We start from the raw sequence: 25,263 nt of genomic DNA on the forward strand, positions 1-25,263 counted from the left end.
CTCGCAGCGCCTTTCATTTCGCCTATGCCCGGGCCACCCGAGGCAGAAGACCCAGGATGAGATCGAGGGCTCGGCTGCCGTCCCGTTCCGCGCACGCCCGCACATCGATAGCCACGTTCCGCAGCGGCGCCAGCGCATGCTGGCAGTAGATCACTCCACCGAAATCCGTCGGCCACGCGTAGCCGACCACCAGAACCTCCTGCACCTGAACGATGTTGCGAAGCTGCACCCATTCACGACGCGTGCTTCCGTCCGGCTGCGGCAGAAGCGAAGTGACCCGCTGGTTCTCGCAGGCGCGCCAGCGATCCGCCTCACTAAGCGCGAAGTCCGTCGCATCGGACCACTCGGGAAAAATCACCATGCTCTGGTCCACCAGCCGCGTCCAGCTAGGACTGTCCACCAATGAGCGGTACCGCCCGGACAAGTAATTGGACGATTCATAGCTCGCCGTCGATGCGAAAACCACACTGCCGCATTCGGGCCTGTCGGTCCGATCCGACACCAGCCCTGCCCAATCGCCGGACACATGCATGCCGGCCCCCATAACGGGACTCACGTCCCTGGGCTCGAGCATCAGACCGGGCAGCGCGTCCACCAGCACGGGAAGCTCGCCGGGATCCGCGGATGCGGGTCCCACAGACACCGTCATCGCCATGGCCAGCACACAAAGGAACGACCCCACCCCCAGAACAGTCCTCATATCTGCAGGAGCCTAGAGGAGAGGTGTCACCGCCGAGTGGACAATCGAGACGAGCATTACCGCAGTACCTTTCAGCAACACTGCGGACAAAACTCGGTGGCCCGGCTCCGGGATCGGCGCCTAAGCTGCCACGCGTGCCCCAGTCGCGTATCGATGACGTTGTCGCCGGAGCGCTGGCTTGGACAGAAGTCGACCTCATCGACATCGACGATTCCTCTGCCCGCCCGCTGCGGGATGCGTTGGAGGAGTTTGGGATCAGGGTGCACTACCACCCTGTCGGACAGCCGCGGCATATTGTCGCGGCGCTGGGCAGTGATCGTCAGGTCGCGCCCTTTGCGATCCTGGGATGCCACGGTGACGACGGCCAGATCTTGCTCCCTGAACTCGGCGAGCCGATAGCTTCCGAACAACCGTTTACCGGGCTGATGGGTGCCGACGAGGTCCGCCGGCACCTGCGGCTTACCGGAAGTTTCGTGGTGTCCATCGGGTGCGAAACGGGGAGCCCGGAACTCGCGGATGCGTTCCTGGACGCGGGCGCGGCCGGCTACTTCGCGCCACAAGAAGCACCCGACGGGCATGCCGCATTTCTTGTCGCGGCGCTGTTCTTCTACGAGCTCACCGCGGGCCGAACCGTGGCCGAAGCAGCAGAGCGAGCACGCGGATACGACGCCGCGACCAGCACGTGGCGGCTGTGGCCGCGGTAGGCAGCTAGCCACCTAGAGCCCCCTTCATGGTGTTGACACTCGCGTTTAAATATTGTTCTATGCGAATGTATGCATTAATAGAAGGGAAGTCCATGGCCTCGGCGGCGCTCGTCCTGTATCTGATCTTCATCGCCGCTGGGCTTGGCTGGAAGAGTTACCGACAGTGGCGCGCAACCGGCTCCACCGGGATCCACGGATTCCATGGCCGCGCCGGCTCGCGCGAATGGCTCGCAGGGGCCGGATTCATCGCCGCGATAGTCATCGCCTTCCTAGCACCCATTCTGCAGCTGGCCGGGCTCATCACTCCCCTTGCCGCGCTTGACAACCGGCCTCTGCGGATCGCGGGAATCGCACTAGCCACGGCGGGAATCGTCGCTACGGTCTGGGCGCAACACACCATGGGCGAATCCTGGCGGGTAGGCGTCGACACCCGGGAGACCACCACGCTGGTGAGCACCGGCGTTTTCGGATGGGTCCGCAATCCGATCTTCACGGCAATGCTGACGTTCGCCGCCGGGTCTACCCTCATGACCCCAAACCCGTTGGCCCTCAGTGGTTTCGTGCTACTCGTCACGTCCATCGAGCTGCAGGTGCGCGTGGTTGAGGAGCCCTATCTCCTCGCGGCACACGGCAGGACCTACCGCGACTACGCAGCCCGGGTCGGACGATTCCTGCCCGGAATCGGCAGGTTCAGCGCCCAGGGTTGATGAGCCCACCACCGCGAGTGGTGGCCAGCTCGTAGGCCGATTCCGCATGCTCGGCATCGTCGAGGCCATCGGACTCGTGCTGCGGATGCGACCTGATGCCCATGGAATGCCGCAGGCCCAGCCCGATAAGCCCGGTCACCGCGACCGAGTAGGCGAGCACCGCAACGACCGCCACGAGCTGCAACCAGAATTGATGCAACCCGCCGCCGTACAGCAGCCCGTTGACACCGGCAGGCGCCGCGGCACTGCCGACAACGCCGATCATCAACGTGCCGACGATGCCACCAACCAGGTGCACACCCACGACGTCGAGCGAGTCGTCATATCCCCAGCGGTATTTCAGCTCGATGGCCAACGAGCTGAACGCGCCCGCTACCGCCCCGATGACCAGGGCGCCAATCGGGGTGACCGACGAACAGGAGGGCGTGATGGCCACGAGCCCCGCCACCACACCCGAGGCCGCACCGAAGGATGTCGGCCTGCCGTGCCGGATCTTCTCGACCACCAGCCAGGCCGCCATCGACATTGCTCCCGCACCAAGGGTGTTGGCAATGACAATGGCCGCGGTGCCGTCTGCTGCCAATGCCGATCCGGCGTTGAATCCGAACCAGCCGAACCACAGCAGCCCCGCCCCGAGCATGACCGCGGGCAAGTTATGCGGACGCATCGCCTCGCGCGGCCACCCGTGCCGCTTGCCGAGGATGATCGCCAGCGCCAAACCGGCGGCACCGGAATTGATCTCCACGGCGGTACCGCCGGCGAAGTCGATGACACCCAGATTCGCCAGCCATCCGCCCTTCTCGGCAGTGGTGCCCTTGACCGCGAACACCCAGTGCGCCACCGGGAAGTACACCAGGGTTGCCCACAGTGCCGTGAAGGCAATCCACGGGAGGAATCGCATGCGGTCGGCGACCGCGCCCGCGATGAGCGCCACCGTCACCATCGCGAACCCGGCCTGGAACATGACGAACACCAATGCGGGGATCTTGGTCGGCCCCCATAGCGGAACTGAGGACGCTTTGTAGTCGCCTTCAAACAGGTGCTGCAATCCGGCGAATTGGAACGGATCGCCAAGCAACCCGCCACCAATGTCGGTGCCAAACGCCATCGAGTATCCGAAAGCCACCCAGAGCACCCACACCACGGCGACGGCCGAGAAGCACATCATCATCATGTTGAGGACACTCTTGGCGCGCACCATGCCGCCGTAGAAGAAGGCCAATGCCGGGGTCATCAGGAGTACCAGTGCGGCGCTCGTCAGCACCCAGGCGGTATTGGCCGCGTCGGGCACTCCCATATGCGGAAACATGTGCTGGCTACTCCCGGATCGTGCGATTAGGTCAGCGTGAGTGTAGGGAAGCCGCCGCCCGTGCGCGCAAGACCTGATCTAAACTAGAACACGTTCCAGTTTTCTGGCGTACGATTTCCTTCTCATACCTGTCCTACCGACCGCTTCCCACCACCCACCCAAGGAATGGCCATGCATACCCCCATCTGCGACGAGCTCGGCATCGAGTTCCCGATTTTCGCCTTCACGCACTGTCGCGACGTCGTCGTCGCGGTGAGTAAGGCCGGTGGCTTCGGCGTACTGGGCGCCGTCGGATTCACCCCCGAGCAGCTCGAGATCGAGCTCAATTGGATCGACGAGCACATCGGTGACCACCCTTATGGCGTCGACATCGTCATCCCCAACAAGTACGAGGGCATGGACGCGAACATGTCGGCCGAGGAGCTCACCAAGATGCTCCAGTCGATGGTTCCTCAGGAACATCTGGACTTCGGCCGCAAGCTGCTGGCCGACCACGGTGTGCCCGTCGAGGAGGGCAACGACAACGCCCTGCAATTGCTGGGCTGGACCGAGGCCACCGCGACCCCGCAGGTGGAGATCGCACTGCGCCATCCCAAGATGACGCTCATCGCCAACGCACTCGGCACGCCTCCGCCGGACATGATCAAGCACATCCACGACGCCGGCCGCAAGGTCGCGGCACTGTGCGGTTCGCCGAAGCAGGCCCGCAAGCACGCCGACGCCGGAGTGGACATCGTCATCGCACAGGGTGGTGAGGGCGGCGGCCACTGCGGCGAAGTCGGCTCGATCGTGCTGTGGCCGCAGGTGGTCAAGGAGATCGCGCCGGTGCCGGTGCTCGCCGCCGGAGGTATCGGCAGCGGCTACCAGATCGCCGCGGCGCTGGCCATGGGTGCGCAGGGCGCGTGGAGCGGCTCGCAGTGGCTCATGGTCGAGGAGGCCGAGAACACCGCGGTGCAGCAGGACACCTACGCCAAGGCCACCAGCCGCGACACCGTGCGCAGCCGGTCCTTCACCGGCAAGCCGTGCCGAATGCTCAAGAACGACTGGACCGAGGCCTGGCAGACCGAAGGCAACCCCGAGCCGCTGGGAATGCCCTTGCAGTACATGGTTTCCGGAATGGCGGTGGCTGCCACCCACAAGTTCCCGGATCAGACGATCGACGTCGCATTCAACCCAATCGGCCAGGTCGTCGGCCAGTTCACCAAGGTGGAGAAGTCGGCCGCGGTCATCGAGCGCTGGGTGCAGGAGTATCTAGAAGCCACCAACACGCTCAACGAGCTCAACGAGGCCGCCGCGTCGGTCTAAAGGCTCGGGTCCAATGTGCGGATCCGGTCGAATTTCAACGAGATTTCGACCGGATCTGCACACTCGGCGAATCAACGAGCCTGCGCGGCCTGGTCCAATCCGCTACTGGCCCAGGCCGTTTTGCATCGTGTTGGCCAGCACGTTCACCGCAAGGCTGCCGTTTCCCGGCTGACAGACCTTGGCCTGCAGCAGCACATTCTCGCGCCTGCGGGTCTGGTTGAAGCAGCGTCGGTCGACGCCCGCCTCCTCCTTCATCCACGCGGCATCGGCGGCGCCGGCCGCTGGTCCGGTGAATGTCCACACCTCGCGTCGGCCGTCGTTCAGGATCAAGGTGGCCGTCTGCCCAGAACATCCTTGGGTGCGGTCCACCACCCGATGGAACGCGCGGTCGGCCGCATCGTTGTTGGCGAACACACCGATCGACTGCTTGACCAAATGCGTTGCATCCGTGCCGGAGTCTTGCGTCGCCGCGCCCCGGAACGAGGCCAGATCCGGATCGGCGTACACCTCGTCAAGCCCGATATCCGACCAGTTGTTGCATTCCGGAACATCGACGGAGAACGCCTGGAACGGCTGCGTGAACTCGCTATGCGACCCCAGCTGAGACCCAATGACATTGCTCACCGAACCACGCGCGAGCACCGCGTAATTGACAACCCCCGGATCGGACGGACGGGCGCCCGCCGCGGGGGCCAGCGCGAGCGCGACCACCGTCGCACTAGTCACGGCCGAGGTGATCTTGATGGTCATACTCGTCCCTCCATGGCATCGGCGAGGGCCGCGGCGATCTTCTCGCCATTCTTCGGCACACACGCCTTCACCTGCAATAACACCTCACGCTTGGCGCGCATCTGCACGTAGCAGCTGGTGCCGGTGGCGCTGGTCATCGACCAGGTGGCCGTGGTGTCCACCGACTTGCCCTTGGTGATGGTCCACGTTTCCCGCGCACCCTGGCCGTCGGTCACGTCCAGAGGTACGCCGTAACAGTTGTCCATGAACAGCAGCGCGACAACCGGATCCACCGCGGCAATTGGGCGCTGAAAGACCCCCACCGCCTGCTTCACGGAATACGTTGTGTCCGAATCTGTTTTCTGAGACGTCTGCGCGCGATACTCGGCCAACTCGCCATTACCGTTGAACACCTCGTCCAGCCCCACATCGACAAAACTGAGACAACTCGGTTCACTCACCTGATAACCGGCCGCCGGAGACTCGAGAGTCCGGGTCACGGGAAGTTCGGTACCGACGATCGAATTCACCACCTTGGGCTTGAGTAGGACCGCCTCCGGACCGACAGCCCACGCCGACGGCGCACAGGCCAGGGCTATCCCCGACACCGCCACAACGACAAGGGCACGCATCAGACGCGGGCCTTGACGGTCACCTCAATATTGCCGCGCGTGGCATTCGAGTACGGGCACACCTCATGGGCTTGTTCCAAGAGGTCCTCGGCGACCTCCTGAGACAAACCGGGCAGATACCCGTCCAGCTCGGCGGACAGGTCGAAACCTCCCTCGGCGGTTTTGAAGATTCCCACCTTGGCCGTGATCGATGTCGCGGGATCAAGCTGGACCTTCGCTATCCGGGCGACCAGATTGAGCGCGCTCAAGAAGCACGCCGAATACCCGGCCGCGAACAGCTGCTCGGGATTAGTGCCTTCCCCGTTGCCGCCCATCGACTTTGGGATTCGGGTGTCTAGATCTATCCGGCCATCCGACGAGCGAACATGCCCGTCACGGCCTCCCCCGGTCGACGTGGCTTCTGCGGTGTAGACGGCCTCATTGGACATATGACGAGCATACGGAAGGCGCCGGCTCCCTTGAAGAGAACCGGCGCCATCCCAGAACTGCCTACTACACGCCGAGACCCGCGCGAACGCCCTCTTCGACGGCCTTGCCGAGCTCGGGGTCAACGTTCTTCCAATAATCGAACACCCGGGACAGCACGGGTTCGCTGACGCCGCCCAGCACATGGCCGATGATGTTGCTCGCCAGACGCGCACGCTGATCGTCGTTCAGCACCTCACGCACCAAGGTTCCGGCCTGAACGAAGTCGCCGTCCTCGGCATGCTGGACATACCCGGCACGTACGGCGGTGCCGTCGAAATCCCACGCGCCGCCGTCGCCCGCAGCCTGCGGATCTGCATGCGGACCGCCAAAGGAGTTGGGGGCGTAAACCGGAACCTCGGGCTCATTGAAGTGATACCGCATCGCGCCCTCCTTGGAGTAGGAATTCACGGTGGCGGCCCGCGCCTCGTTAGGCGGCAACTGCGCGTAGTTGGTGCCAATCCGGTACCGATGCGCGTCGGCATAGGCAAAGACCCGGCCGAGCAGCATCTTGTCGGGCGAGAAGCCAATTCCCGGAACGATATTCGACGGTTCGAAGGCAGCCTGCTCGATGTCGACGAAATAGTTCCCTGGGTTGCGATTGAGCGTCCACTTGCCGACCTCGATCAGCGGGTAATCCTTCTTGGACCAGACCTTGGTCAGATCGAACGGGTTGAATCGGTATCCCTGCGCCTCAGCCACCGGCATGATCTGCACATGGAGGGTCCAGCTCGGAAAATTGCCTTGCTCGATCGCGTCCCACAGGTCACGACGATGCGCATCGGCGTCGGATCCGGCGAGTGCATCCGCCTCCTGCTGGGTCAGGAAATCCTGTCCCTGATCAGTCCGGAAGTGGTACTTCACCCAGAAACGCTCGCCCTCGGCATTGACCCACTGATAGGTGTGTGAACCGTATCCATTCATGTGGCGATAGTTCTTCGGGATCCCGCGATCACCCATCAACCAAGTGACCTGGTGCGCCGTCTCGGGACGCAGTGTCCAGAAGTCCCATTGCATGTTGTGGTCCCGCAACCCTGATCCCGGCAACCGCTTCTGCGAGCGGATGAAGTCCGGGAACTTGATGGCATCACGAATGAAGAAGACGGGGGTGTTGTTGCCGACGAGGTCATAGTTGCCGTCCTCGGTATAGAACTTGATGGCAAAACCGCGCGGGTCACGCCAGGTATCGGGGCTCCCCTGTTCACCCGCCACTGTCGAAAAGCGAACCAGCGACTCTGTTTTCACACCCGGTTGAAACAACTTGGCTTTGGTGTACTTCGAGACATCCGCGGTGACGACGAGTTCTCCGTACGCGCCTGCACCCTTGGCGTGCACGATGCGCTCCGGAACGCGTTCCCGGTTGAACTGCGCAAGCTTCTCGATCAGATAGTGATCATGCAGCAGGACCGGACCCTGGATGCCCGCGGTCAACGACTCGTCGTCGCTCTCCACTGCGATTCCGGTGTTCGTGGTTGTTCGGATGGACATGAAAACCTCCTCGATACCTGACTAACTGGGCTGAACTAATGGGGCTGACATTCGGGGCAGAGACCCCAGAAGACGATTTCGGCCTCGTCGACCACGAACCCGGCGGTGCGTGCCGGCTCCAGGCACGGCGCATGCCCAACGGTGCAGTCCACATCGGTGACGGCACCGCACCGACGGCAGACCAGATGGTGATGGTTATCGCCGATACGCGTCTCAAAAAGCGCTGCGGAACCGGCCGGTTCGATGCGGCGCACCAACCCGGCATTGACACAGGCCTTGAGCACGTCATAAACGGCCTGTGTGGACACCTTCCCAAGCTCGGCACGCACCACCATCGCGATGATGTCTGCGGTCGAATGTGGATGCGCCGCAATCGCGTTCAGAACCGCGACGCGTGGGGCCGTGACACGCAGTCCCGCCCGTCGCAATGCTGCGTCTGGGGCGGGGGGCTGTACTACGGTCACTCCACCAGTATGCGCCTTTTCTGGAATGAGTCAAGAAATGGTGTTCAGCCGAACGGGCCGTTGAACACGAAGTAGGCCCCGGCGGCGATCAACACGAACCCGACGAGGTGATTCAGGGTGAGCTTCTCGCCCAGATACCAGACGGCGAAACCAAGGAACACCGTCAACGTGATGACCTCTTGCATCGCCTTGAGTTCCGCGCCCGAATACACCTCACTGCCAAGGCGATTCGCGGGAACCGCCAGGCAGTACTCGAAAAACGCGATAAACCAGCTGACAAGGACAACCACCCACAACGGGTGATCCTTGAACTTGAGATGCCCATACCAGGCAAAGGTCATGAAGATGTTCGAGCAGATGAGCAGCACTGGCGGCAGAAACCGGGCGGCAATCATGTCCACATTCTGTAGATCTTCCCTGTCAACCGTCCACAGACGCTAGCCTGCTGCGCATGGGCGGCGCCGTATTGCATGACCGATACATCCAAAGCTGCCTCGGCGGACTGCACGTGCGGGTAGGCGGCGAAGGGCCTGCCATCCTCTTCTGGCCCAGCCTCCTGATGACGGGGTCCATGTGGGCCGACCAGGCAGAATACTTCGCCGGCCGGTACACGGTGATTGTCGTTGACCCGCCCGGTCACGGCGACAGCCAGGCCCTGCACCACATGTTCCGTTTTGAGGACTGCGCGCAGGCCGTCGAACAGATCCTCGACACGCTGGGCATCGAACGCACGCACGTCGTCGGCAACTCCTGGGGCGGAATGATCGGAGGAACCTTCGCCGCGCTATACCCGCATCGGGTGGGAGCGTCCGTGCTGATGAACGCCACCGCTTCGCGCGCCAACCTACGCCAGACGGTCGAGTTTCGGCTGCTCACCGAGATAGTCCGGCTTCTCGGCCGATTCCGTGAACCGCTCACTACCCGCGCGGTGAAAGCCTTCGTCGGGCCCACGATCATGCGTGAGCGCCCTCAAGTGGAGCAGGCGATCCGCGCGGAATTGCGCGAGCTCAACGTCGACTCGGTCTATTGGGCGGTCAACAGCGTGGTTCCGGCGCGGCCTGACCAACGTGAGCTACTCGGACGCATCACCGCACCCGTCCTGGTCGTGGCGGGCCGGGAGGATCCGACCTTTCCCGTCGCGGAGACGCAGCTCATGGCCGAGGCGATTCCCGGGGCCGAGTTCGTGGTCATGGAGAACACCGGGCATCTGGCCGCTCTGGAACGCCCCGGGGAAGTCAACGCCCTCATCGACGAGTTCCTGAAGCGTCATCCGCTGGAGGACTAGAGGGAGCGCGCCCTGCGCATATCGTCGATGGCCCCGGCCCGGTCACCCAACTCGTTGCGGATCACCGCGCGCAGCGCGAGCGCATCGGCGAACTCGGCATCGATCTCGAGGGCCTCATCGGCCGCCGCGAGCGCCTCATTCGGTTTGCGGGCACCATGGAGAGCCCATGCGTGTGTGTAGTGATTGATGGCGTCACGGCTGCCATATCGCACTGCCGAAAGCGCACAATCGATCGCGTCGAAATGCCGTCCCATGCTGCCAAGGCAGTAGGCCAAGATCCGCCACGACAACGAATTCTTGTGCTCCAGCTCCAGCGCATCATTGGCGAGACGCAGCGCCTCGCTATCGTCCCCGGACGCCAGAGCCTCGCTTGCGCGGGTTGCCAGCTGCTCAGCGTCCACAGAAACGAAGGTACGCGAACCCTCTCCGCCGGTTATCCACTCACCGGCCGCGATGTCGATCGAGGTTACGCTAGCAATCATTGTTACCCATCCTAACCAGCCAGCTCGCATGGGTCGATAACTCTGGTAACAACCGAGTGTTAGTTAGCCCACACTCGCCAGCAGCGGGTTCACCGCGAATTCGATCACCCGATAGGGGGCGTGATCGCGTGAGTCGGTGTTCCACTGGCTGACGTAGATGCTGAGTCGATCGAGCGTGGAGTCCGGTCCGATGTATCCGCCGTACGGCTGAGCCAAGGTGTTGTCCCAGGACTCGGGAAGTTCGTCCGCCATCGCCGGCCAGGCCCCGGCATTCACCACCGTGGTCGCGGGCACCGCACCCAGACGCGTCGGGTTGTCGGCGACCCGCACCTCGACGTTGCCCGTGGTCTGATTGAAGTAGGACAGCACCGCCTGTCCGTCCACCATCTTCATGCTCAGCTCGCCCAGGTGATCGTTGAACAATGGCGTCACGACGGCACCCCAGGCCCACTTCCCCCGCGCGTCTGTTCCCCAGCCCTGCCAGGTCGCACGGTCGGTGAACGTGTCGGGCTTGGCCCGGTACAGGACCGCGGGCCGTGAACGGTCGAAGGCGTCGCTGACGATGTACACCCAGCCCTTCGGCGACTCGGGTGTCCACAGCGGGTCGTAGTAGCCGCTGATCTGGGTCTGTTGGCCGCCCGCGTAGTCCCCAGGTCGGATCGATCCCGGCACGGTCGGCCATCCCGCGCGGAAGGGGTCGGGCTTCACCAGCCGTGTCGACTGGGGGATCAAGTTCTTGGTGACGGCGATGAACAGCCAGTTAGTGCCGTTGATATCGATGACGCCGGCGGGAAGTTGGGAGAAGCCCGGCGGCGTCGGGTCTTCCAGGAGCGGCCGGTCGGTGCCGAGGACACCGGAGTGACGCACGCCGGAGGTGTTCGGCACCGTATCCGTGTCGACGCGCAGCGCCACCGGGGAGTACCAGCCGCCGTATCCCACACCCTGGCCAGCGAAGCTGTCGCCGCAGATCTGCAGCATGCCGCCGGTGAAGACCATGAACTCGCACAGGTCGGTCGCACCGAGGTTGTAGTCAGAAGTCGCGGTGCCGGTGCCCGCGACGGGGCCGATCCGCAGCACCTCACCGGGATCGAGAGCCGGCGGAACGGGACGCAGCGGGTCGGCGAGTGCGACTGGGAGATAAGCCCATTGAAGGATCGTTAAGACCATCGCAGTCAACAGAGCCGCGATGCGCCGCACGCCTCATCTCCCATCCGACGCCACGGCGCCACTAGCCATCCCTGGACAGGGTAGCCAGTGGCGCCGCGGTGGGATCGCTATGGACGAGGTGCGGTCTGGGTGGGCGACTGCGGGGGCGGGGGCGGTTGGCGCCGCTCACCGGGGGCGGACGGGAAGTCCGGCGGCCCTACCTCCGGTCCACGCTGGATGATCACCGGGCCCCGCATCGGCGGCGCGTCGTCACGGTCGAACATCATCACGCGGCTTCGATCGTGCCCGCCGGGTCCGCCGTGTCCGCCATGCCCGCATTGCGAGCCGGCCAGCACGCCAAGACCAAAGGTGACGCCGAGGATCACGAAGGCACCCGCGACGATGCCGACGACGGCGGCGATCTTCACCAGCAGGGTGTTACTCGCCGAACGCGGCACGGGCGCAGGTGCCTGCGGTACAGACACCGGATTCGTGGGTGTATCGGGATTGTCTGGAGTTGTCATGCCCCGAGCATGGCCGAACCGACTGACCGTTACCCAGGGAAAACCCGTGAAGTTCCTGTGAGTCAGCTAGCGACGAGCAATTCGGCGATCTGAATCGTATTGAGCGCCGCACCCTTCCGAAGGTTGTCTCCGGAAATAAACAGCGCCAGACCGCGATTACCCGGCACGCCCGGATCCTGACGGATCCGGCCCACCAGCGAGTCGTCGGCTCCCGCGGCAGCCAGCGGTGTGGGCACATCGGCCAGCGTGACACCCGACGCCGCGGCAAGCAGCTCGGTGGCGCGCGCCGGAGTCAGCTCACGCTCGAATTCAGCGTTGATCGAGAGCGAGTGTCCGGTGAAGACCGGAACCCGCACGCAGGTACCGCTCACCAAAAGCTCTGGAATGCCCAGGATCTTGCGGCTCTCGTTGCGCAGCTTCTGATCCTCGTCGGTTTCGCCGGAGCCGTCGTCAACCAGCGATCCGGCCAGCGGGATCACGTTGAAGGCAATAGGTGCAACGTATTTCACCGGGTCCGGGAAGGTGACGGCGGAGCCGTCGTGTACCAGCCGCTCACTCTCGCCGATACCGGCGCGCACCTGAGTGGCCAATTCCTCCACACCGGCCAGGCCGCTACCCGAGACTGCCTGGTAGGTCGACACAATCAGCCGCTGCAGGCCCGCCTCGTCGTGCAGCACCTTAAGCACCGGCATCGCGGCCATGGTGGTGCAATTCGGGTTGGCGATAATGCCTTTCGGCAGCTTCACACCACGCACATCGCGATCGAAGTTGACCTCCGAAACCACCAACGGCACGGCCGGGTCCTTGCGCCAGGCCGAGGAGTTGTCGATCACGGTGACACCCGCCTCGGCGAACCGCGGCGCCTGCACCCGCGACATGGTCGCACCGGCGGAGAACAGCGCGATGTCCAGCCCGGACGGATCGGCGGTCTCGGTGTTCTCGACCTCGATCTCCTGACCGCGGAACGTCAGCTTCTTGCCCTCAGAGCGAGCCGACGCGAAGAACCGCACCGACGAAGCCGGGAAGTCACGCTCTTCCAGTAGCTTTCGCATGACGGCGCCCACCTGACCGGTGGCACCGACAACACCGATGGAGGTCATGTCCAAATCTCCCGTCGCTGCGCTCGCCTCATCGTCCGGTGCCCCCGTACACGGTGGCTTCCTCTTCGCCGCCGAGATCGAAGGCGTCGTGGATGGCCCGCACGGCCGCATCGAGCTCAGTGTCCTTGACCAGCACCGAGATCCGGATCTCCGATGTGGAGATGAGTTCGATGTTGACCCCGGCCTTGGCCAGCGCCTCGCAGAAGCCGGCGGTGACACCCGGGTGGCTGCGCATACCCGCGCCCACCAGCGACACCTTGCCGATGTGGTCGTCGTAGAGCACCTGCGAGAACCCGATCTCGTTCTTCAGCGAGTCCAGCTTCTCCACCGCGGTGGGTCCGTTCTCCTTGGGGCAGGTGAACGTGATGTCGGTCTTGCCATCCTCGACCTTGGAGATGTTCTGCAGCACCATGTCGATGTTGATCTCGGCATCGGCCACGGCACGAAAGACCTTGGCGGCGTATCCCGGAACGTCGGGAATCCCGACAACCGTGACCTTGGCCTCACCACGATCGTGTGCGACACCGGTGAGAATCGCTTCTTCCACAGGAATGTCCTCCATTGATCCGCTGACGATCGTGCCCGGCTTGTCGGTATACGACGAGCGCACGTGAACCGGAACGTTGTATCGCCGGGCGTATTCCACGCAGCGCAGCATGAGCACCTTGGCTCCGGCCGCTGCCATCTCCAGCATTTCCTCGAAACTGACCTTGTCGAGCCGGGCCGCATTCGGCACGATCCGCGGATCGGCGGTGAATACCCCGTCCACATCGGTGTAGATCTCGCAGACGTCGGCCTTCAGCGCCGCGGCCAGCGCGACGGCGGTGGTGTCGGAACCACCCCGTCCCAGCGTGGTGACGTCCTTGCTGTCCTGGCTCACGCCCTGGAATCCGGCAACCAACACCACCTGACCCTCGTCGAGAGCGGAGCGCAACCGGCCGGGGGTGACATCGATGATCTTGGCGCTGCCGTGCCTACCGGTCGTGATGACGCCGGCCTGCGAGCCAGTGAACGAGCGTGCCGAGGCCCCGAGCGAATGGATCGCCATCGCGACGAGGGCGTTGGACATCCGCTCACCCGCGGTGAGCAGCATGTCCAGCTCACGCGGCGGCGGCGACGGGCAGACCTGTTGGGCCAGGTCAAGCAGCTCGTCGGTGGTGTCACCCATGGCCGAGACGACCACGACGACGTCGTTGCCGTTCTTTTTCGTCTCGACGATGCGTTCGGCCACCCTGCGGATGCGTTCGGCCGTTGCGACCGACGATCCGCCGTACTTTTGGACGACGAGCGCCACGGCATACCTTCCTGCTGTTCGGCCAGGGTCGGGGGAGATCCAGTCATCAGGATAAGGGGTTACGACAACTCGATAACCTGGCCCGTATGGGCAACCCGACCGAACGTACCGCCATCACCTCGGTTCCTATCCAGCCGCTGATCGCCTCGCGCTGGAGTCCGCGGCATTTCGATCCCGGTGCAAACCTGGCTCCCGAGACCCTGACGGCCCTGCTCGAAGCGGGTCGCTGGGCCGCCAGTTGGGGCAAGCGCTTCCCTGTCAGATACATCGTGGGTCTGCGCGGTGACGCCACCTACGAAGCGCTGACTGAGCTGCTCAATCGGGGAAACTCTTACGCAAAAGTTGCGGCGGCACTCGTCCTGGTGAGCACCGATCTGGGTGATGACGACAACACCGCGGTGTATGCGGCAGTCGATGCCGGGCTGGCGATCGCCCAACTGGGTGTGGAGGCGCGCTCCCATGGTCTGCACACCCATCCAATGGCGGGTTTCCGGGTGGACGAGGCGCCTGCTGTGTTCAATATCCCCGAGAACGTGCGGCCCATCGCCGTCGTCGCGATCGGGCCCGTTCTCGAGGACTACGCCCAGGCCGACGAATCGACCGTCGAACGCGATCATGCCCCCCGTCAACGGCCAGCGCTCAGCGATATCGCCTTCACCGAGCGCTGGGGCAACGGCTTGGTCAGCTAGCTCGGGGGCAGAAAGGACACGCCCTCGCCGCTCAGTTGATCTCGGACAGCATCTCCACGGCCCGTCATCAGGAGCAGCAGAGCCGACACCGGCCCCTCGATGACCGCGGCGCCGGTCCCCGCCGACCAGTCAGTATCGGTTGCGATAAGGCGGTGCTCGGCGAACCGCGTGCGGGCTCCGAACAACCGGTCGCGTTCCCACACCCGCGCCGCCGCCAGCCGGGCGGCCCCCACAGGCATACCCTGCTGCCATCCGAGCGGTATCGCGATGTCCTGACCGTGCACTAGATGGTCCATCAGCCGGTCGATCGGCTGCACGCCCGGCGGCTTTCGCCGGGACCCTACGCTGGCGCGCACCAGCGCCAGCAGGTCGGCCGGCGGCACCGACCCCTCCCGCACCCCCGTCGCGGCGATGAATCGATTCAGGTCGCCGCGCGCCCGGATGACATCCACGAGCGTGCGTGGCAGCGAGAACTCGCTTGCGAAGAGGATGTGGCCGACCACGTCGCGGACCCGCCATTCACCACACAACGACGGCCGGTCCCAATCCTGGGCCGAGATCTGGGCCAACTGATCGGCAAGCGTCCCGCGCTCGGTGTCGATCAACTGCCAGATCTCGTCGGTGTCCATATCGCCGTCCATATCGCCATTGTGTCCCGGCTCGCGCGTCAGTCGAACGAACCGCGGAAGATCCGCACCGCTTTGTCGATCATCGCCCGGGTTGATGCACAGTCAGCGTTCTTCAGCGAGAAGCTGAGCACCTCGATGAAAATGCGCTCCGGGGTGCTGTTCTCCTGCATCGCACCGCCCGGAACCTCACGGGCATAGAGCGGCTTGCCCAGACGCACCATGCTGGTACACATGCTGCCGTCCTGGCCGTGGAAGTACTCGATACCGTCGCGGACTTCTTCCCGCAGCCTCGCCGGCGCATCGATACCGGTCCTGATAGACAACTCGAATTGAGTATCGCTGTCTTGCAACGAGAATCGGCATGAGAACGGATCGCCGAACAGTGATGGCCTCAGATCGTCCGCCTTGCCGGGATACTCACCGAGAATCTCACAGGGATCACGTTCGGCGATCTTGATCGGGTAGGCGCTCAGCGCATCGCGCACGGGCATGTCGGCTGGGTTCAGCTTGGCCAATAGGCCAATAACCGGTTGTGCCATTTTACAATTCGGCGCTAGCGCGCTCCGCGAGCCGTCGACGACCACGACGCGTAAAGCCGGCACCTTGGCCCCGTCCAACCTCGGAGCATCCGGAAGCTTGTCCAATGCGATCGGAAACTCGTACAGGCATGTGCCCGCGGTGTGAAACACGGGCGCGCCGCCGATCGTGAATTCGGGCTTCTCACGGGAATAGTCGCCCAACATCAGTGACAGGCCGACACTCGACGGGTTCGCCGTACCCGTCACCTTGATGGAGCCGAAGCAACCACCGATGTCCCCTGACACGTATTCGGGAGCACCAATATCCTTGAGCACCAACAAAAGGCCGCACGGATCTACCCGTCGCAGCGCCCGTAGGTAGGCCAGCAGCGTGGTCTGGTTCTGAGTGAAGGTTTGACCATATGTGGGCACAGCGCCGGAGAACAAGGTCTGGCCGGTGGGCGCGGGCAGCTTTCCGGTCGCGGTACCGGACACGACATCCGTACACCCCGCGATCGCCAGCATGGTGACGACAAGCACTGCTACCGAGCGGAGTTTGCGAATAGCCGCACCGCCTTGTCGAGGATCTCGCTCATCTGCCCACAATTCGATCGCCCCTGCCGGGTGAAGCCACTCGCCACGACTGCCGGGGTGTACGCCTCGGAATCATCGGTGTTCATCGCACCGCCGCCGATATCCTTGGGATACAACGGATCTCCCACCAATGCCAGAGCGTGGCATCCCGTCGGGGTGCTCGTGTCCTCGTTGTGGAAGTACGTCACGCCGTCACGATGCGATTCGACGTATTCATCGGGAAAGTCGTCGACACTGCTGGCGAGTTCCACCGAGTAGTCGATATCGGAATCCGCGAGCGTGAAGTCGCAGCCGAAGGGATCGCCCAGCAGGTCGACGGACACCTTGCGCGCCGTGCCCGGGTACTCCCCAAGGATCTCGCAGGGATCACGTTCGGCGAGTTTGATCGGATATGCACTGAGCGCGGAACGCGGCGGTAATCCCGAGGGAAGGCCCTTGGCGATCGCCGTCACCAATTGCTTGGCCAGTCGACAGTCCGGGTCCGAGTACTCGTCCGACCCATAGAGGTACGCGCTGACCGTCAACACGGCCTGCAGCGTGGGACTCGCGGGCGCTCCCGGTAGCCGTTCCAGGCCAAGAGGGACCTCATATTCACACGCTGACCCGGTGTCGTAGATCGGGACAGAACCCACCTGGAACGCCACGGCGGTATCGCGCTTGTCCTGCATGGAGTACTCGTAGGACACCTCGGTGAGGCCGGGATCACCGGTGACCTTCACGCTGGCATAACAGATCTGAAAGTCGCCGACGACCTGTCCCGGGTCTCCGTACTCCTTCAGGTTGGCCGCGAAACCGCAGGGGTCCACGCGCCGCAGCGCTCGCGCGTAGGTAAGCGTCGTCTTCTCCTGAGCGGTGAGCTTCTGGCCGTAGTCCGGCTGATCACCCCGAAAGAATGAGTCAGCCCCGGGCGCCGGTTCGCCTCCCCGCGCCTGCCCGGTAACGATGCGCGTGCAGCCGGTGGCCACCAGCAGAATCGCCAGCGCAGCCATCCCCCTCCGTACCCACATGCTCTGCGATCGTGCCAGATGATCGGGGTTCGCGCGGCTGGTAGAGTCCCGTCTATGCAGCGGGCGCTCCTCCTCCGACGCCGCGACAGGGTCTGATCCAGACCGGCTTCCTGTCGCGGGTTGTTGGCGTGCCGGTCGAGATACCCCTCAAACTCCCGGAGCCTTCCCATGACTAGCTTTTCCCCAGACGAGTTCAACTACACCCCCCGCAGCATCGTCACCCCGAACGGACCCATTCCGGGCGACCAACCGGCGTGGAACACCCAGAAGAACAGCTCGATGCCGGTACATCGGTACCGTCCCTTCGCCTCGGAAGTTCCCGGGGGAGAACCGACTGCGCCCTTCAACCGCACGTGGCCCGACAAGGTGATCACCCGCGCACCACAGTGGGCGGCGGTCGACCTGCGTGACGGCAACCAAGCCTTGATCGACCCGATGAGCCCCGCGCGTAAGCGCCGGATGTTCGATATGCAGATCCGGATGGGGTTCAAGGAGATCGAAGTCGGGTTCCCCTCGGCAAGCCAGACCGATTTCGATTTCATCCGCGAGCTGATCAGCGAGAACGCCATCCCCGAGGACGTGACCGTCCAGGTGCTGACACAGTGTCGCCCGGAACTGATCGAGCGGACGTTCCTGGCCTGTGAAGGCGCGGCGAAGGTGATCGTGCACTTCTACAACTCGACGTCGATCCTGCAGCGGCGCGTGGTGTTCCGGGGCGAGAAGGACACGATCCAGAAGATCGCCACCGACGGCGCCCGCAAGTGCGTCGAGGAAGCGGCCAAATACCCCGATACGCATTGGCGTTTCCAATACTCCCCGGAGTCTTACACCGGCACGGAGCTGCAGTATGCGCTGGAGGTGTGTAACGCCGTCGGCGACATCATCGAGCCGACACCGGACAACCCGATCATCTTCAATCTGCCGTCGACGGTGGAGATGACAACTCCGAATGTGTACGCCGACTCCATCGAGTGGATGAGCCGTAACCTGGCTCGGCGCGAATCGGTGATCCTGAGCCTGCACCCGCACAATGACCGCGGAACAGCGGTCGCCGCAGCGGAATTGGGCTATCAAGCAGGTGCCGACCGCATCGAGGGCTGCCTGTTCGGCAACGGTGAGCGCACCGGAAACGTATGCCTGGTGACGCTGGGGCTGAATCTGTTCAGCCGCGGCGTGGATCCCCAGATCGACTTCTCGAACATCGACGAGATTCGGCACACGGTCGAGTACTGCAACCAGCTGAAGGTTCCCGAGCGGCATCCGTACGGCGGCGACCTGGTCTACACCGCCTTCTCCGGCAGCCACCAGGACGCCATCAACAAGGGCCTGGACCAAATGAAACGCGATGCGGACGAGGCGGATTCCGACGTCGACGACATCCTGTGGCAGGTGCCGTACCTGCCCATCGACCCCAAGGACGTCGGGCGCAACTACGAGGCCGTGATCCGGGTCAACTCGCAGTCCGGCAAGGGCGGCGTCGCCTACATCATGAAGTCTGATCATGGACTGGTGCTGCCGCGGCGCCTGCAGATCGAATTCGCGCAGTCGATCCAGCGCATCACCGACGGCGAGGGTGGCGAGGTGAACCCCAAGGAGATCTGGGATGTCTTCGCCGAGGAGTACCTGGCACCGATCGTCCCGCTGGAGCGGATCCGCCAGAAGGTGACCGCGTCCGAGGAGGACGGTGGCACGGATTCCATTGCCGCCGTGGTGAAGATCGACGGTAAGGAAACCGAAGTCCACGGTACGGGCAACGGCCCGCTGGCCTCGTTCGTGGATGCGCTGTCCACCGTGGGTTACGCCGTCAACGTCTTGGACTACTCCGAGCACGCCATGAGCGCAGGCGATGACGCGCAGGCCGCCGCGTACGTGGAAGCCATGGTTGTCGGCCCCGATGGCGGTGAGGCACAGACGGTGTGGGGTGTCGGTATCGCGCCGTCGATCACCACCGCCTCACTGCGGGCAGTGGTATCGGCCGTCAACCGTGCTGCGCGCGCCTAGCCCAGCACTTCCCCCAGAATCCGGAATTAGTCTGGCTCCCAGGGAGATTCACATTGACTAATACCAGAGGTACACACCGGTGACGGTGAGCGGCTCCACGAGGTACCAGTACGGAGATGACGCGGGGCAGCAGTACGTGGACATGTGGACATCGCAGTCTGCACGTGGCCTGGCGATTCTTGTGCATGGCGGCTATTGGAGATCCACATATAGCGCGGACGTCATGGAGCCCTTGATCGCAGACCTGGTGGCGCGGGGCTGGGACGTGGCCAACGTCGAGTACCGACGGGTAGGTTCCGGCGGTGGCTACCCGATAACGCTGCAGGATGCGGCTGCCGGAATTGAATGCGCCGTACGAACGCGCGCGAACAGCGTCGAACGCACCGCACTGGTAGGCCACTCGGTGGGCGGCGAGCTGTCGCTACTCAATGCGAAACAGGCAGACCTGGTATTGGCGTTAGCGCCAGTGACCGACGTCCGACGCACGTTCGACGAAGACCTGGGTGACTCAGCCGCCGGACCGTTCATGGGTGCCACACCAGGTGAGAACCCAGCGGGCTACCAGCTCGCATCACCGCGGTGGCAACTACCCATCACCACTCCGGTACTCATCACGCATGGCGTGGACGACGATCGCGTTCCCATCGAGCACTCTCGCAGCTATCGTGATGCCGCCGTCGAATCTGGGTGTGATGTCGAGCTACGCGAGTTCGAGAACCTGCCGCACGGCGACGAAATCGATCCGAACGGCCCCCACTGGCTGGACGCCGTTGTCTGGCTAGCGACAAAGCCGCTGTGACATCTACTTTCTAGTCCCGTAACGCCTACGGAACTTCTCGACCTGGCCGGCGGTATCGACGATCCGCCGGTCTCCGGTCCAGAACGGATGGGAGTCCGCTGTCACCTCGGCGGTGATCAGCGGATACTCCTGGCCCTCGAACTCGACGGTGCGAGTGCTCGTCGCCGTCGAGCGGGTCAGGAACATCTTTCCGGTGGTGGTGTCCTGGAAGACGACAGAGTGATAGTCGGGGTGTATTCCGGGTTTCATCAGTGGTTCCCTTCTGTGTTGTATTCGCCGTAGGAGAGGAAATCCTCAAGCTCGGACCCGTGCTCGCACGGGTCCTCATGCCAATCGCCAAACGGATCGCTGAACTCTTCCCAGCTTGCGGGCCTTGCCATTTCGTCATCGGTGAGCAGCGCACCGCGCAGGGCGTCCAGCACCTCGGCACTCTCTGCGCCGCATACCAGCACCGTCATCGCGGTATGCCGGTCTCCAAACCGGTAATCCCACATGAGGTCGGCAAATGCCCGTCGCTCCAGATCTGCCTGCCGTACCTCCGCCGAATCCATGGCCGCTAGCCACTTCCCGGCCGCCGACACCCTGAGCCCACCACCCGCAGACTCCAGCCACATTGCCTGCCGATCCTGGGTCGCCAGCCACAATCGGCCCCGCGTACGGATCACGCCGTCCAGCAGTAGGTCGATCGCGGCATGCAGCCGCTCCGGGTGAAATGGCCTGCGCGCATTGAATTCCACCAGCGCGATCCGGCCGTCAACGGCCAGGGAGGGCTGCCCCGCGAGTAGCGCGCCATGTGGGTCGTCCGCCCGACCGCACCGCGCGTCGTCCTCCAGATGGTCGAGGGCTTGTTCGACTCGGCCAACACGGGCGGTGATGCGTGCGCGCGGCGCCAAGCGCCGCAGCACCGAAAGCACCTCGGGTTCGGGATTGCGTACCACCAGCACGTCGGCGAACTCGGCCTGACCGATCACCACCTGGGCCACCGTCCGGCCGTCGTCGAGCTCATCATCGCCGAGGGCCTGCTCCAGCCAGTTCGCGGTATCGACACAAGAGACCACCCCCGCGATTTCCACATCACGTGCCGCCGGTCCATCGATGTACCCCGGTCCCATGCGAACGGGCACCGCCTTGATCGCCCAACAGATCGGATCGGCTTCCAGCCATGGCTCCAGATGCAGCACGATCCGTCCCACATCTTCCCGGCGATGCAGCTTGCGCAGCAGCACGAGCAGATCGTCACGGACGGTGCAGGAAACGCAGCCGTGGGCCAGTTCCAGAACGGTCACCTGAGGGTCCCGGACTCCACCGCCGGATACGACGGACCGCTTGACGATGTGCCCGTCAAACCGGTGCGTGACGACGACGGTTCCTGGGTCGCGCGCCAAAACATCCACGACCGCGTCGGTATCGGTCTGTCCGGATACGAGTAGCACCGGCGTGCGCATGACTTCTCCCCCTTGGGGCCTATTGGAAACGATTTTCATTACTACGGGCTTCACGGTACAGTCCAGATCGGCACTTGTCGAAAACGATTCCCATTATCAAATGGGCATGAATGGAGGTCCGTTGTCCGCGCATTGCGAGGTGACCGGACGGTCGCCAGGCTTCGGTAACGCGGTATCGCATTCGCACCGCCGTACCCGTCGCCGCTGGTCACCCAATATCCAGCTCAAGACGTATTACCTGCCCTCAGAGGACCGGCGCATCAAGCTCCGGGTGAGCACCAAGGGCATCAAGGTGATCGACCGCGACGGCATCGAGGCCGTGGTGGCGCGGCTGCGCGCGCAAGGGCGGAAGTTCTGATGGCGCGCAATGAGATCCGGCCCATCGTGAAACTGAAGTCCACGGCGGGCACCGGATACACGTACGTGACCCGCAAGAACCGGCGCAACGACCCGGACCGGATGGTCCTGCGCAAGTACGACCCCGTTGTGCGCAAGCACGTGGATTTCCGAGAGGAGCGCTGAGATGGCCAAGAAGTCTAAGATCGCCAAGAACGAGCAGCGTCGCGTCATCGTCGAGCGTTATGCCGAGCGACGCGCGGAGCTCAAGGAGATCATCCGGCACCCCGCGAGCAGCCAGGAGCAGCGACTGGCCGCCCAGGCCGAGCTGGCCCGCCAGCCACGCGATGCCAGTGCGGTACGGCTGCGTAATCGCGATGCGGTAGACGGGCGACCCCGCGGCTATCTGCGCAAGTTCGGACTGTCCCGGGTGCGGGTCCGTGCACTCGTGCACGATGGGTCGCTGCCCGGCGTCCGGAAAGCGAGCTGGTGATGGCCACCAAGACACCTCGCAATCGTCGGGTCAAGGTCGCCGATACCAAGCCCAAGCCGAATCTCTTTGCCAAATTGGGTCTTTCATCGGTCGACTACAAGGACACCAATACCTTGCGACTCTTCATCTCCGAGCGCGGCAAGATCCGCGCCCGCCGGGTGACCGGTTTGACCGTGCAACAGCAGCGCCAGGTCGCCACGGCGATCAAGAACGCGCGCGAGATGGCGCTACTGCCCTACGCCTGAGCCCGAGTCAGCGCGGCTGCGGAATCGCGTTCTCCAACAGGAAGACGTGCTCCGGGCTGATCACCTTGGTGATCGCCGTGCCGAACAGCGTGCTGGGCTGCGCGGGCTGTTTGGCCACATCGGTGTTGAGCAGCGCCACCACCGTGGTCTGCTCGGCCGGCGAGTAGATGGCCAGTGTCTGGAAGCCGGGGATGCTGCCGTTGTGGCCGATCCATCCTCGCGCGTCGAAAATCCCTAAGCCATAACGGATATCGTCAGGGACTGGAGGCATCGCCACGGCCTGCAGGCGCTGCTCCTGGGTGGCGGGTGTAAGGAGCCTGCCGGTCGCCAGCGCGGGCACCCAGATCCTGAGATCTTCGAGTGTCGAGATCATCGCACCCGCCCATGAGGCCCACGACGGGCTCCAATCGGTGCTATCGACAAGCGGCCCGGTCGGCGTCAGCTGCGTGTAACCCTGCGCGTGCGGATCGGGAAGGGTATTGGTGTCCGGAAAGCTGGTGTGACTCAAGCCGAGTGGCTCGGCGATGTGCTCGCGCACGAACTCGGGCAACTTCTGTCCGCTGACCTTCTCCACCACTTGCCCCAGCAGTACCGCATTGGTGTTGCTGTATTCATAGCCCTGCCCCGGCGGGAAGTTCGGCGGCTGCGTGAAGGCGTAATCGAGTAGTTGTTGAGTGCCGTAGCGGCGCTTCGGATCGGCCTCGAGGTCGCGGTTGAAGGCTAGCGACATCGAATAGTTGAACAGTCCGCTCTGCATCCGGGCGAGCTCACGCAGGGTGATCTTGTCTCCGCCCGGAACCCGGTCCACATACTTGGCAATCGGATCGTCGAGTCCCAGTTTGCCCTCATCGACAAGCTGCAGCACTGCGGTGACCGTAAAAGTCTTTGTCACACTGCCGATTCGGTGATAGAAGTCGGGGCGCATGGGCGCACGGGTCGCCGTGTTCGCGACTCCAAATGCCCGCACATACTGGCCCTTGGGCCCCCACACCCCGACAATGGCGCCGGGCACCGACGCGCTCGACAACACCTCATTGATGGCAGCGTCGAGCCTGGCCGATGTCTCCGCATCCAGATCAGTGACGGTAATGCGCGAGCGCGTCGCACACCCGCCGATAAGCAGCACGAGCGCGAGTACCACGCAGAGGATTCGGCGCATCAGAACAGCGAGTACTGCGCTCCGGCGCGGCTGGGAACCGTGAACTGCTCGATGTCGGTACCGCCGGCCACGCGTCGCACTTCAGTCATGAACGTTTCGTCATCCAACAGCGGCACACCGAGCGACCGTGCATGAAATCCCTTACCTTGCTCAGGGTTTGGCTGATTGCAGATCACCAGCGAGGTGTCCTCGTCAACCGTATCGGCATAGGCGAGGCCAGCCTGCATGATCTGCTCGACCAGCTCCTCGTGGGTGCGAGCGAGCTCCGAACTCAGGGCCACTCGCATGCCCTGCACCAGCGGCTGACCCGCGATGAACGGGCCGGGATTGAGCCAGTGACACGGCTGGCGAGATGCCACGGTCTTGAGCGAGCGCAGCTCGTCGTGTGTCACCCGGCCGTTGGGCCAGCGCTTACGGGTGGTTTCGCGGATAGGAAGCCAGGTTCCGCGTTCCCGCGCCCGCTCAAGCACCTTCGGCAGCACCTCGGCAAGCACCCGGGCATCGTCATAGGCGTCGTGAGCCTTGAGCTGTTCGACGCCCCAGTGCGCGGCAAGGGTTTCCAGGCGCAGGTTCGGCGTCTCCAGGTCCAGACGCCGGGTCAGCTCGACAGTGCACATCACCGCCTCGGTAGGCAGCTCGGCGCCGGCCAGCTCGGCCTCCGCCGCTAGGAACGAATAGTCGAATCCGACGTTATGAGCGACCAATGTCCGGCCCCGCAGCAGCGCGATGAGATCGGGGACGACATCGGCGAACTCGGGCTGTCCCTCCAGCATCTCCGGGGTCAGGCCGTGCACATGCGTCGGGCCCGGATCAACACCAGGGTTGAGCAGACTCACCACACTGTCGGTGATGGTCCCGTCGGCGTCCAGCGCCAACGCCGCGACACTGATGACACGCGCCCGACCTGGCTGAAAGCCGGAAGTCTCCAGGTCAACGACCACCCACTTGGGGCTGTGGTCGGGCGTCTGCCCCCAGATCGGCATGACTCAGGATGGCATGTAGGACCGACAACAT

General features: G+C 63.9%; 31 protein-coding genes. 11 read left to right on the top strand and 20 right to left on the bottom strand.

Annotation, left to right across the window (positions count from 1 at the left end):
* Positions 1-22: 22 nt before the first annotated feature.
* Complete coding sequence (locus B4400_RS11265; protein WP_078311630.1) at positions 23-682, bottom strand: sensor domain-containing protein; 660 nt, start codon at positions 680-682, stop codon at positions 23-25.
* Positions 683-834: 152 nt separating this feature from the next.
* Here B4400_RS11265 and B4400_RS11270 point away from each other — a divergent pair, with 152 nt between their 5' ends.
* Positions 835-1,404 carry a hypothetical protein gene (locus B4400_RS11270; RefSeq protein ID WP_078311631.1) on the top strand — a complete coding sequence of 190 codons (570 nt, stop codon included), beginning with the start codon at positions 835-837 and terminating at the stop codon, positions 1,402-1,404.
* A gap of 92 nt (positions 1,405-1,496) precedes the next feature.
* Positions 1,497-2,111 (top strand): methyltransferase family protein, encoded by a 615-nt coding sequence (locus B4400_RS11275; RefSeq protein ID WP_078311632.1) that lies wholly within the window; start codon positions 1,497-1,499, stop codon positions 2,109-2,111.
* Here B4400_RS11275 and B4400_RS11280 read toward each other — a convergent pair.
* Positions 2,095-3,420: an ammonium transporter gene (locus B4400_RS11280; RefSeq protein WP_078311633.1), complete on the bottom strand. Its 1,326-nt coding sequence runs from the start codon at positions 3,418-3,420 to the stop codon at positions 2,095-2,097. The genes B4400_RS11275 and B4400_RS11280 overlap by 17 nt on opposite strands.
* Before the next feature lie 171 nt (positions 3,421-3,591).
* Here B4400_RS11280 and B4400_RS11285 point away from each other — a divergent pair, with 171 nt between their 5' ends.
* Complete coding sequence (locus B4400_RS11285; protein ID WP_078311634.1) at positions 3,592-4,725, top strand: nitronate monooxygenase; 1,134 nt, start codon at positions 3,592-3,594, stop codon at positions 4,723-4,725.
* Positions 4,726-4,827: 102 nt separating this feature from the next.
* Here the strand turns inward: B4400_RS11285 and B4400_RS11290 are convergent, their stop codons facing one another.
* From B4400_RS11290 to B4400_RS11315, 6 genes are all read right to left on the bottom strand, one after another.
* Positions 4,828-5,475, bottom strand: a complete 648-nt coding sequence (locus tag B4400_RS11290; protein ID WP_078311635.1) for a sensor domain-containing protein — start codon at positions 5,473-5,475, stop codon at positions 4,828-4,830.
* A complete protein-coding gene (locus tag B4400_RS11295) occupies positions 5,472-6,086 on the bottom strand; it encodes a sensor domain-containing protein (RefSeq protein ID WP_078311636.1) in 615 nt (204 codons plus the stop codon). The genes B4400_RS11290 and B4400_RS11295 overlap by 4 nt, the downstream gene beginning before the upstream one ends.
* Positions 6,086-6,514 (bottom strand): organic hydroperoxide resistance protein, encoded by a 429-nt coding sequence (locus B4400_RS11300; RefSeq protein ID WP_078311637.1) that lies wholly within the window; start codon positions 6,512-6,514, stop codon positions 6,086-6,088. The genes B4400_RS11295 and B4400_RS11300 overlap by 1 nt, the downstream gene beginning before the upstream one ends.
* A 64-nt stretch (positions 6,515-6,578) precedes the next feature.
* A complete protein-coding gene (locus tag B4400_RS11305) occupies positions 6,579-8,039 on the bottom strand; it encodes a catalase (RefSeq protein WP_078311638.1) in 1,461 nt (486 codons plus the stop codon).
* A gap of 35 nt (positions 8,040-8,074) precedes the next feature.
* Positions 8,075-8,503, bottom strand: a complete 429-nt coding sequence (locus tag B4400_RS11310) for a Fur family transcriptional regulator (protein WP_078311639.1) — start codon at positions 8,501-8,503, stop codon at positions 8,075-8,077.
* A gap of 44 nt (positions 8,504-8,547) precedes the next feature.
* Positions 8,548-8,898, bottom strand: coding sequence for a DMT family protein (locus B4400_RS11315; protein ID WP_030095976.1), 351 nt, complete (start codon positions 8,896-8,898; stop codon positions 8,548-8,550).
* Between the two features lie 56 nt (positions 8,899-8,954).
* Between B4400_RS11315 and B4400_RS11320 the strand changes: the two genes are divergently transcribed.
* A complete protein-coding gene (locus tag B4400_RS11320; RefSeq protein ID WP_078311640.1) occupies positions 8,955-9,788 on the top strand; it encodes an alpha/beta fold hydrolase in 834 nt (277 codons plus the stop codon).
* Here the strand turns inward: B4400_RS11320 and B4400_RS11325 are convergent.
* The 5 genes from B4400_RS11325 to B4400_RS11345 form a co-directional block, all read right to left on the bottom strand.
* Positions 9,785-10,270 (bottom strand): tetratricopeptide repeat protein, encoded by a 486-nt coding sequence (locus B4400_RS11325; protein ID WP_078311641.1) that lies wholly within the window; start codon positions 10,268-10,270, stop codon positions 9,785-9,787. The two genes, B4400_RS11320 and B4400_RS11325, sit on opposite strands and share 4 nt — an antisense overlap.
* Before the next feature lie 63 nt (positions 10,271-10,333).
* Complete coding sequence (locus B4400_RS11330) at positions 10,334-11,347, bottom strand: DUF4185 domain-containing protein (RefSeq protein WP_078311682.1); 1,014 nt, start codon at positions 11,345-11,347, stop codon at positions 10,334-10,336.
* A 197-nt stretch (positions 11,348-11,544) separates the two neighbouring features.
* Positions 11,545-11,940, bottom strand: coding sequence for a hypothetical protein (locus tag B4400_RS11335; protein WP_139361364.1), 396 nt, complete (start codon positions 11,938-11,940; stop codon positions 11,545-11,547).
* Positions 11,941-12,002: 62 nt separating this feature from the next.
* Positions 12,003-13,040 (bottom strand): aspartate-semialdehyde dehydrogenase, encoded by a 1,038-nt coding sequence (locus B4400_RS11340; RefSeq protein ID WP_078311172.1) that lies wholly within the window; start codon positions 13,038-13,040, stop codon positions 12,003-12,005.
* Positions 13,041-13,068: 28 nt separating this feature from the next.
* Positions 13,069-14,334, bottom strand: a complete 1,266-nt coding sequence (locus B4400_RS11345; RefSeq protein WP_078290067.1) for an aspartate kinase — start codon at positions 14,332-14,334, stop codon at positions 13,069-13,071.
* A gap of 86 nt (positions 14,335-14,420) precedes the next feature.
* Between B4400_RS11345 and B4400_RS11350 the strand changes: the two genes are divergently transcribed.
* Positions 14,421-15,023: a nitroreductase family protein gene (locus tag B4400_RS11350; RefSeq protein ID WP_078311173.1), complete on the top strand. Its 603-nt coding sequence runs from the start codon at positions 14,421-14,423 to the stop codon at positions 15,021-15,023.
* Here the strand turns inward: B4400_RS11350 and B4400_RS11355 are convergent.
* The 3 genes from B4400_RS11355 to B4400_RS11365 all read right to left on the bottom strand — a co-directional run bounded on the left by B4400_RS11355 (position 15,020) and on the right by B4400_RS11365 (position 17,753).
* Positions 15,020-15,664 carry a maleylpyruvate isomerase family mycothiol-dependent enzyme gene (locus B4400_RS11355; RefSeq protein WP_078311174.1) on the bottom strand — a complete coding sequence of 215 codons (645 nt, stop codon included), beginning with the start codon at positions 15,662-15,664 and terminating at the stop codon, positions 15,020-15,022. The two genes, B4400_RS11350 and B4400_RS11355, sit on opposite strands and share 4 nt — an antisense overlap.
* A 26-nt stretch (positions 15,665-15,690) precedes the next feature.
* Positions 15,691-16,602, bottom strand: a complete 912-nt coding sequence (locus B4400_RS11360) for a hypothetical protein (protein WP_078311227.1) — start codon at positions 16,600-16,602, stop codon at positions 15,691-15,693.
* Between the two features lie 110 nt (positions 16,603-16,712).
* Positions 16,713-17,753 (bottom strand): hypothetical protein, encoded by a 1,041-nt coding sequence (locus B4400_RS11365; protein WP_078311175.1) that lies wholly within the window; start codon positions 17,751-17,753, stop codon positions 16,713-16,715.
* Between the two features lie 186 nt (positions 17,754-17,939).
* Between B4400_RS11365 and leuA the strand changes: the two genes are divergently transcribed.
* Together leuA and B4400_RS11375 are read left to right on the top strand one after the other, a co-directional pair.
* Positions 17,940-19,772, top strand: a complete 1,833-nt coding sequence (gene leuA / locus B4400_RS11370; protein ID WP_078311176.1) for a 2-isopropylmalate synthase — start codon at positions 17,940-17,942, stop codon at positions 19,770-19,772.
* Positions 19,773-19,851: 79 nt separating this feature from the next.
* Complete coding sequence (locus tag B4400_RS11375) at positions 19,852-20,571, top strand: alpha/beta hydrolase family protein (protein WP_078311177.1); 720 nt, start codon at positions 19,852-19,854, stop codon at positions 20,569-20,571.
* 3 nt (positions 20,572-20,574) lie between these two features.
* Here B4400_RS11375 and B4400_RS11380 read toward each other — a convergent pair whose 3' ends face one another.
* Both B4400_RS11380 and mrf read right to left on the bottom strand, forming a co-directional pair.
* Positions 20,575-20,820 (bottom strand): type B 50S ribosomal protein L31, encoded by a 246-nt coding sequence (locus B4400_RS11380; RefSeq protein WP_078311178.1) that lies wholly within the window; start codon positions 20,818-20,820, stop codon positions 20,575-20,577.
* Complete coding sequence (gene mrf / locus B4400_RS11385) at positions 20,820-22,016, bottom strand: ribosome hibernation factor-recruiting GTPase MRF (protein WP_078311179.1); 1,197 nt, start codon at positions 22,014-22,016, stop codon at positions 20,820-20,822. The genes B4400_RS11380 and mrf overlap by 1 nt, the downstream gene beginning before the upstream one ends.
* A 121-nt stretch (positions 22,017-22,137) precedes the next feature.
* Here mrf and rpmB point away from each other — a divergent pair, with 121 nt between their 5' ends.
* From rpmB to rpsR, 4 genes are read left to right on the top strand one after another with little or no spacing between them, the layout of a single operon-like run.
* Complete coding sequence (gene rpmB / locus B4400_RS11390; RefSeq protein ID WP_005083638.1) at positions 22,138-22,374, top strand: 50S ribosomal protein L28; 237 nt, start codon at positions 22,138-22,140, stop codon at positions 22,372-22,374.
* The gene (gene rpmG / locus B4400_RS11395; protein ID WP_078290061.1) at positions 22,374-22,538 is read left to right on the top strand and encodes a 50S ribosomal protein L33; all 165 of its coding nucleotides are present in this window, start codon (positions 22,374-22,376) and stop codon (positions 22,536-22,538) included. The genes rpmB and rpmG overlap by 1 nt, the downstream gene beginning before the upstream one ends.
* Position 22,539: 1 nt before the next feature.
* Positions 22,540-22,845 carry a 30S ribosomal protein S14 gene (gene rpsN, locus B4400_RS11400; RefSeq protein WP_078311180.1) on the top strand — a complete coding sequence of 102 codons (306 nt, stop codon included), beginning with the start codon at positions 22,540-22,542 and terminating at the stop codon, positions 22,843-22,845.
* Positions 22,845-23,090 (top strand): 30S ribosomal protein S18, encoded by a 246-nt coding sequence (gene rpsR, locus B4400_RS11405; protein WP_078290059.1) that lies wholly within the window; start codon positions 22,845-22,847, stop codon positions 23,088-23,090. The genes rpsN and rpsR overlap by 1 nt, the downstream gene beginning before the upstream one ends.
* 7 nt (positions 23,091-23,097) lie before the next feature.
* Here the strand turns inward: rpsR and B4400_RS11410 are convergent, their stop codons facing one another.
* Together B4400_RS11410 and B4400_RS11415 are read right to left on the bottom strand one after the other, a co-directional pair.
* Positions 23,098-24,249: a serine hydrolase domain-containing protein gene (locus B4400_RS11410; protein ID WP_078311181.1), complete on the bottom strand. Its 1,152-nt coding sequence runs from the start codon at positions 24,247-24,249 to the stop codon at positions 23,098-23,100.
* Positions 24,249-25,232: a DEDDh family exonuclease gene (locus tag B4400_RS11415; protein WP_078311182.1), complete on the bottom strand. Its 984-nt coding sequence runs from the start codon at positions 25,230-25,232 to the stop codon at positions 24,249-24,251. The genes B4400_RS11410 and B4400_RS11415 overlap by 1 nt, the downstream gene beginning before the upstream one ends.
* Between the last annotated feature and the right edge of the window lie 31 nt (positions 25,233-25,263).

It is taken from the genome of Mycobacterium sp. D16Q13 (assembly GCF_002013375.1).
GTDB lineage: Bacteria > Actinomycetota > Actinomycetes > Mycobacteriales > Mycobacteriaceae > Mycobacterium.

Excerpts from the sequence above, each read along its gene's own strand:
- B4400_RS11295 (WP_078311636.1), bottom strand. The coding sequence starts at position 6,086 with ATGCGTGCCCTTGTCGTTGTGGCGGTGTCGGGGATAGCCCTGGCCTGT.
- B4400_RS11365 (WP_078311175.1), bottom strand. The coding sequence starts at position 17,753 with ATGGCTGCGCTGGCGATTCTGCTGGTGGCCACCGGCTGCACGCGCATC.
- B4400_RS11410 (WP_078311181.1), bottom strand. The coding sequence starts at position 24,249 with ATGCGCCGAATCCTCTGCGTGGTACTCGCGCTCGTGCTGCTTATCGGC.
- B4400_RS11335 (WP_139361364.1), bottom strand. The coding sequence starts at position 11,940 with ATGACAACTCCAGACAATCCCGATACACCCACGAATCCGGTGTCTGTA.
- rpmG (WP_078290061.1), top strand. The coding sequence starts at position 22,374 with ATGGCGCGCAATGAGATCCGGCCCATCGTGAAACTGAAGTCCACGGCG.
- B4400_RS11280 (WP_078311633.1), bottom strand. The coding sequence starts at position 3,420 with ATGTTTCCGCATATGGGAGTGCCCGACGCGGCCAATACCGCCTGGGTG.
- B4400_RS11380 (WP_078311178.1), bottom strand. The coding sequence starts at position 20,820 with ATGAAACCCGGAATACACCCCGACTATCACTCTGTCGTCTTCCAGGAC.
- B4400_RS11290 (WP_078311635.1), bottom strand. The coding sequence starts at position 5,475 with ATGACCATCAAGATCACCTCGGCCGTGACTAGTGCGACGGTGGTCGCG.
- B4400_RS11300 (WP_078311637.1), bottom strand. The coding sequence starts at position 6,514 with ATGTCCAATGAGGCCGTCTACACCGCAGAAGCCACGTCGACCGGGGGA.
- B4400_RS11355 (WP_078311174.1), bottom strand. The coding sequence starts at position 15,664 with ATGGACGGCGATATGGACACCGACGAGATCTGGCAGTTGATCGACACC.
- B4400_RS11325 (WP_078311641.1), bottom strand. The coding sequence starts at position 10,270 with ATGATTGCTAGCGTAACCTCGATCGACATCGCGGCCGGTGAGTGGATA.
- B4400_RS11350 (WP_078311173.1), top strand. The coding sequence starts at position 14,421 with ATGGGCAACCCGACCGAACGTACCGCCATCACCTCGGTTCCTATCCAG.
- B4400_RS11340 (WP_078311172.1), bottom strand. The coding sequence starts at position 13,040 with ATGACCTCCATCGGTGTTGTCGGTGCCACCGGTCAGGTGGGCGCCGTC.
- B4400_RS11285 (WP_078311634.1), top strand. The coding sequence starts at position 3,592 with ATGCATACCCCCATCTGCGACGAGCTCGGCATCGAGTTCCCGATTTTC.
- B4400_RS11320 (WP_078311640.1), top strand. The coding sequence starts at position 8,955 with ATGGGCGGCGCCGTATTGCATGACCGATACATCCAAAGCTGCCTCGGC.
- B4400_RS11415 (WP_078311182.1), bottom strand. The coding sequence starts at position 25,232 with ATGCCGATCTGGGGGCAGACGCCCGACCACAGCCCCAAGTGGGTGGTC.
- rpsR (WP_078290059.1), top strand. The coding sequence starts at position 22,845 with ATGGCCACCAAGACACCTCGCAATCGTCGGGTCAAGGTCGCCGATACC.
- mrf (WP_078311179.1), bottom strand. The coding sequence starts at position 22,016 with ATGCGCACGCCGGTGCTACTCGTATCCGGACAGACCGATACCGACGCG.
- leuA (WP_078311176.1), top strand. The coding sequence starts at position 17,940 with ATGACTAGCTTTTCCCCAGACGAGTTCAACTACACCCCCCGCAGCATC.
- B4400_RS11315 (WP_030095976.1), bottom strand. The coding sequence starts at position 8,898 with ATGATTGCCGCCCGGTTTCTGCCGCCAGTGCTGCTCATCTGCTCGAAC.
- B4400_RS11305 (WP_078311638.1), bottom strand. The coding sequence starts at position 8,039 with ATGTCCATCCGAACAACCACGAACACCGGAATCGCAGTGGAGAGCGAC.
- rpsN (WP_078311180.1), top strand. The coding sequence starts at position 22,540 with ATGGCCAAGAAGTCTAAGATCGCCAAGAACGAGCAGCGTCGCGTCATC.
- B4400_RS11275 (WP_078311632.1), top strand. The coding sequence starts at position 1,497 with ATGGCCTCGGCGGCGCTCGTCCTGTATCTGATCTTCATCGCCGCTGGG.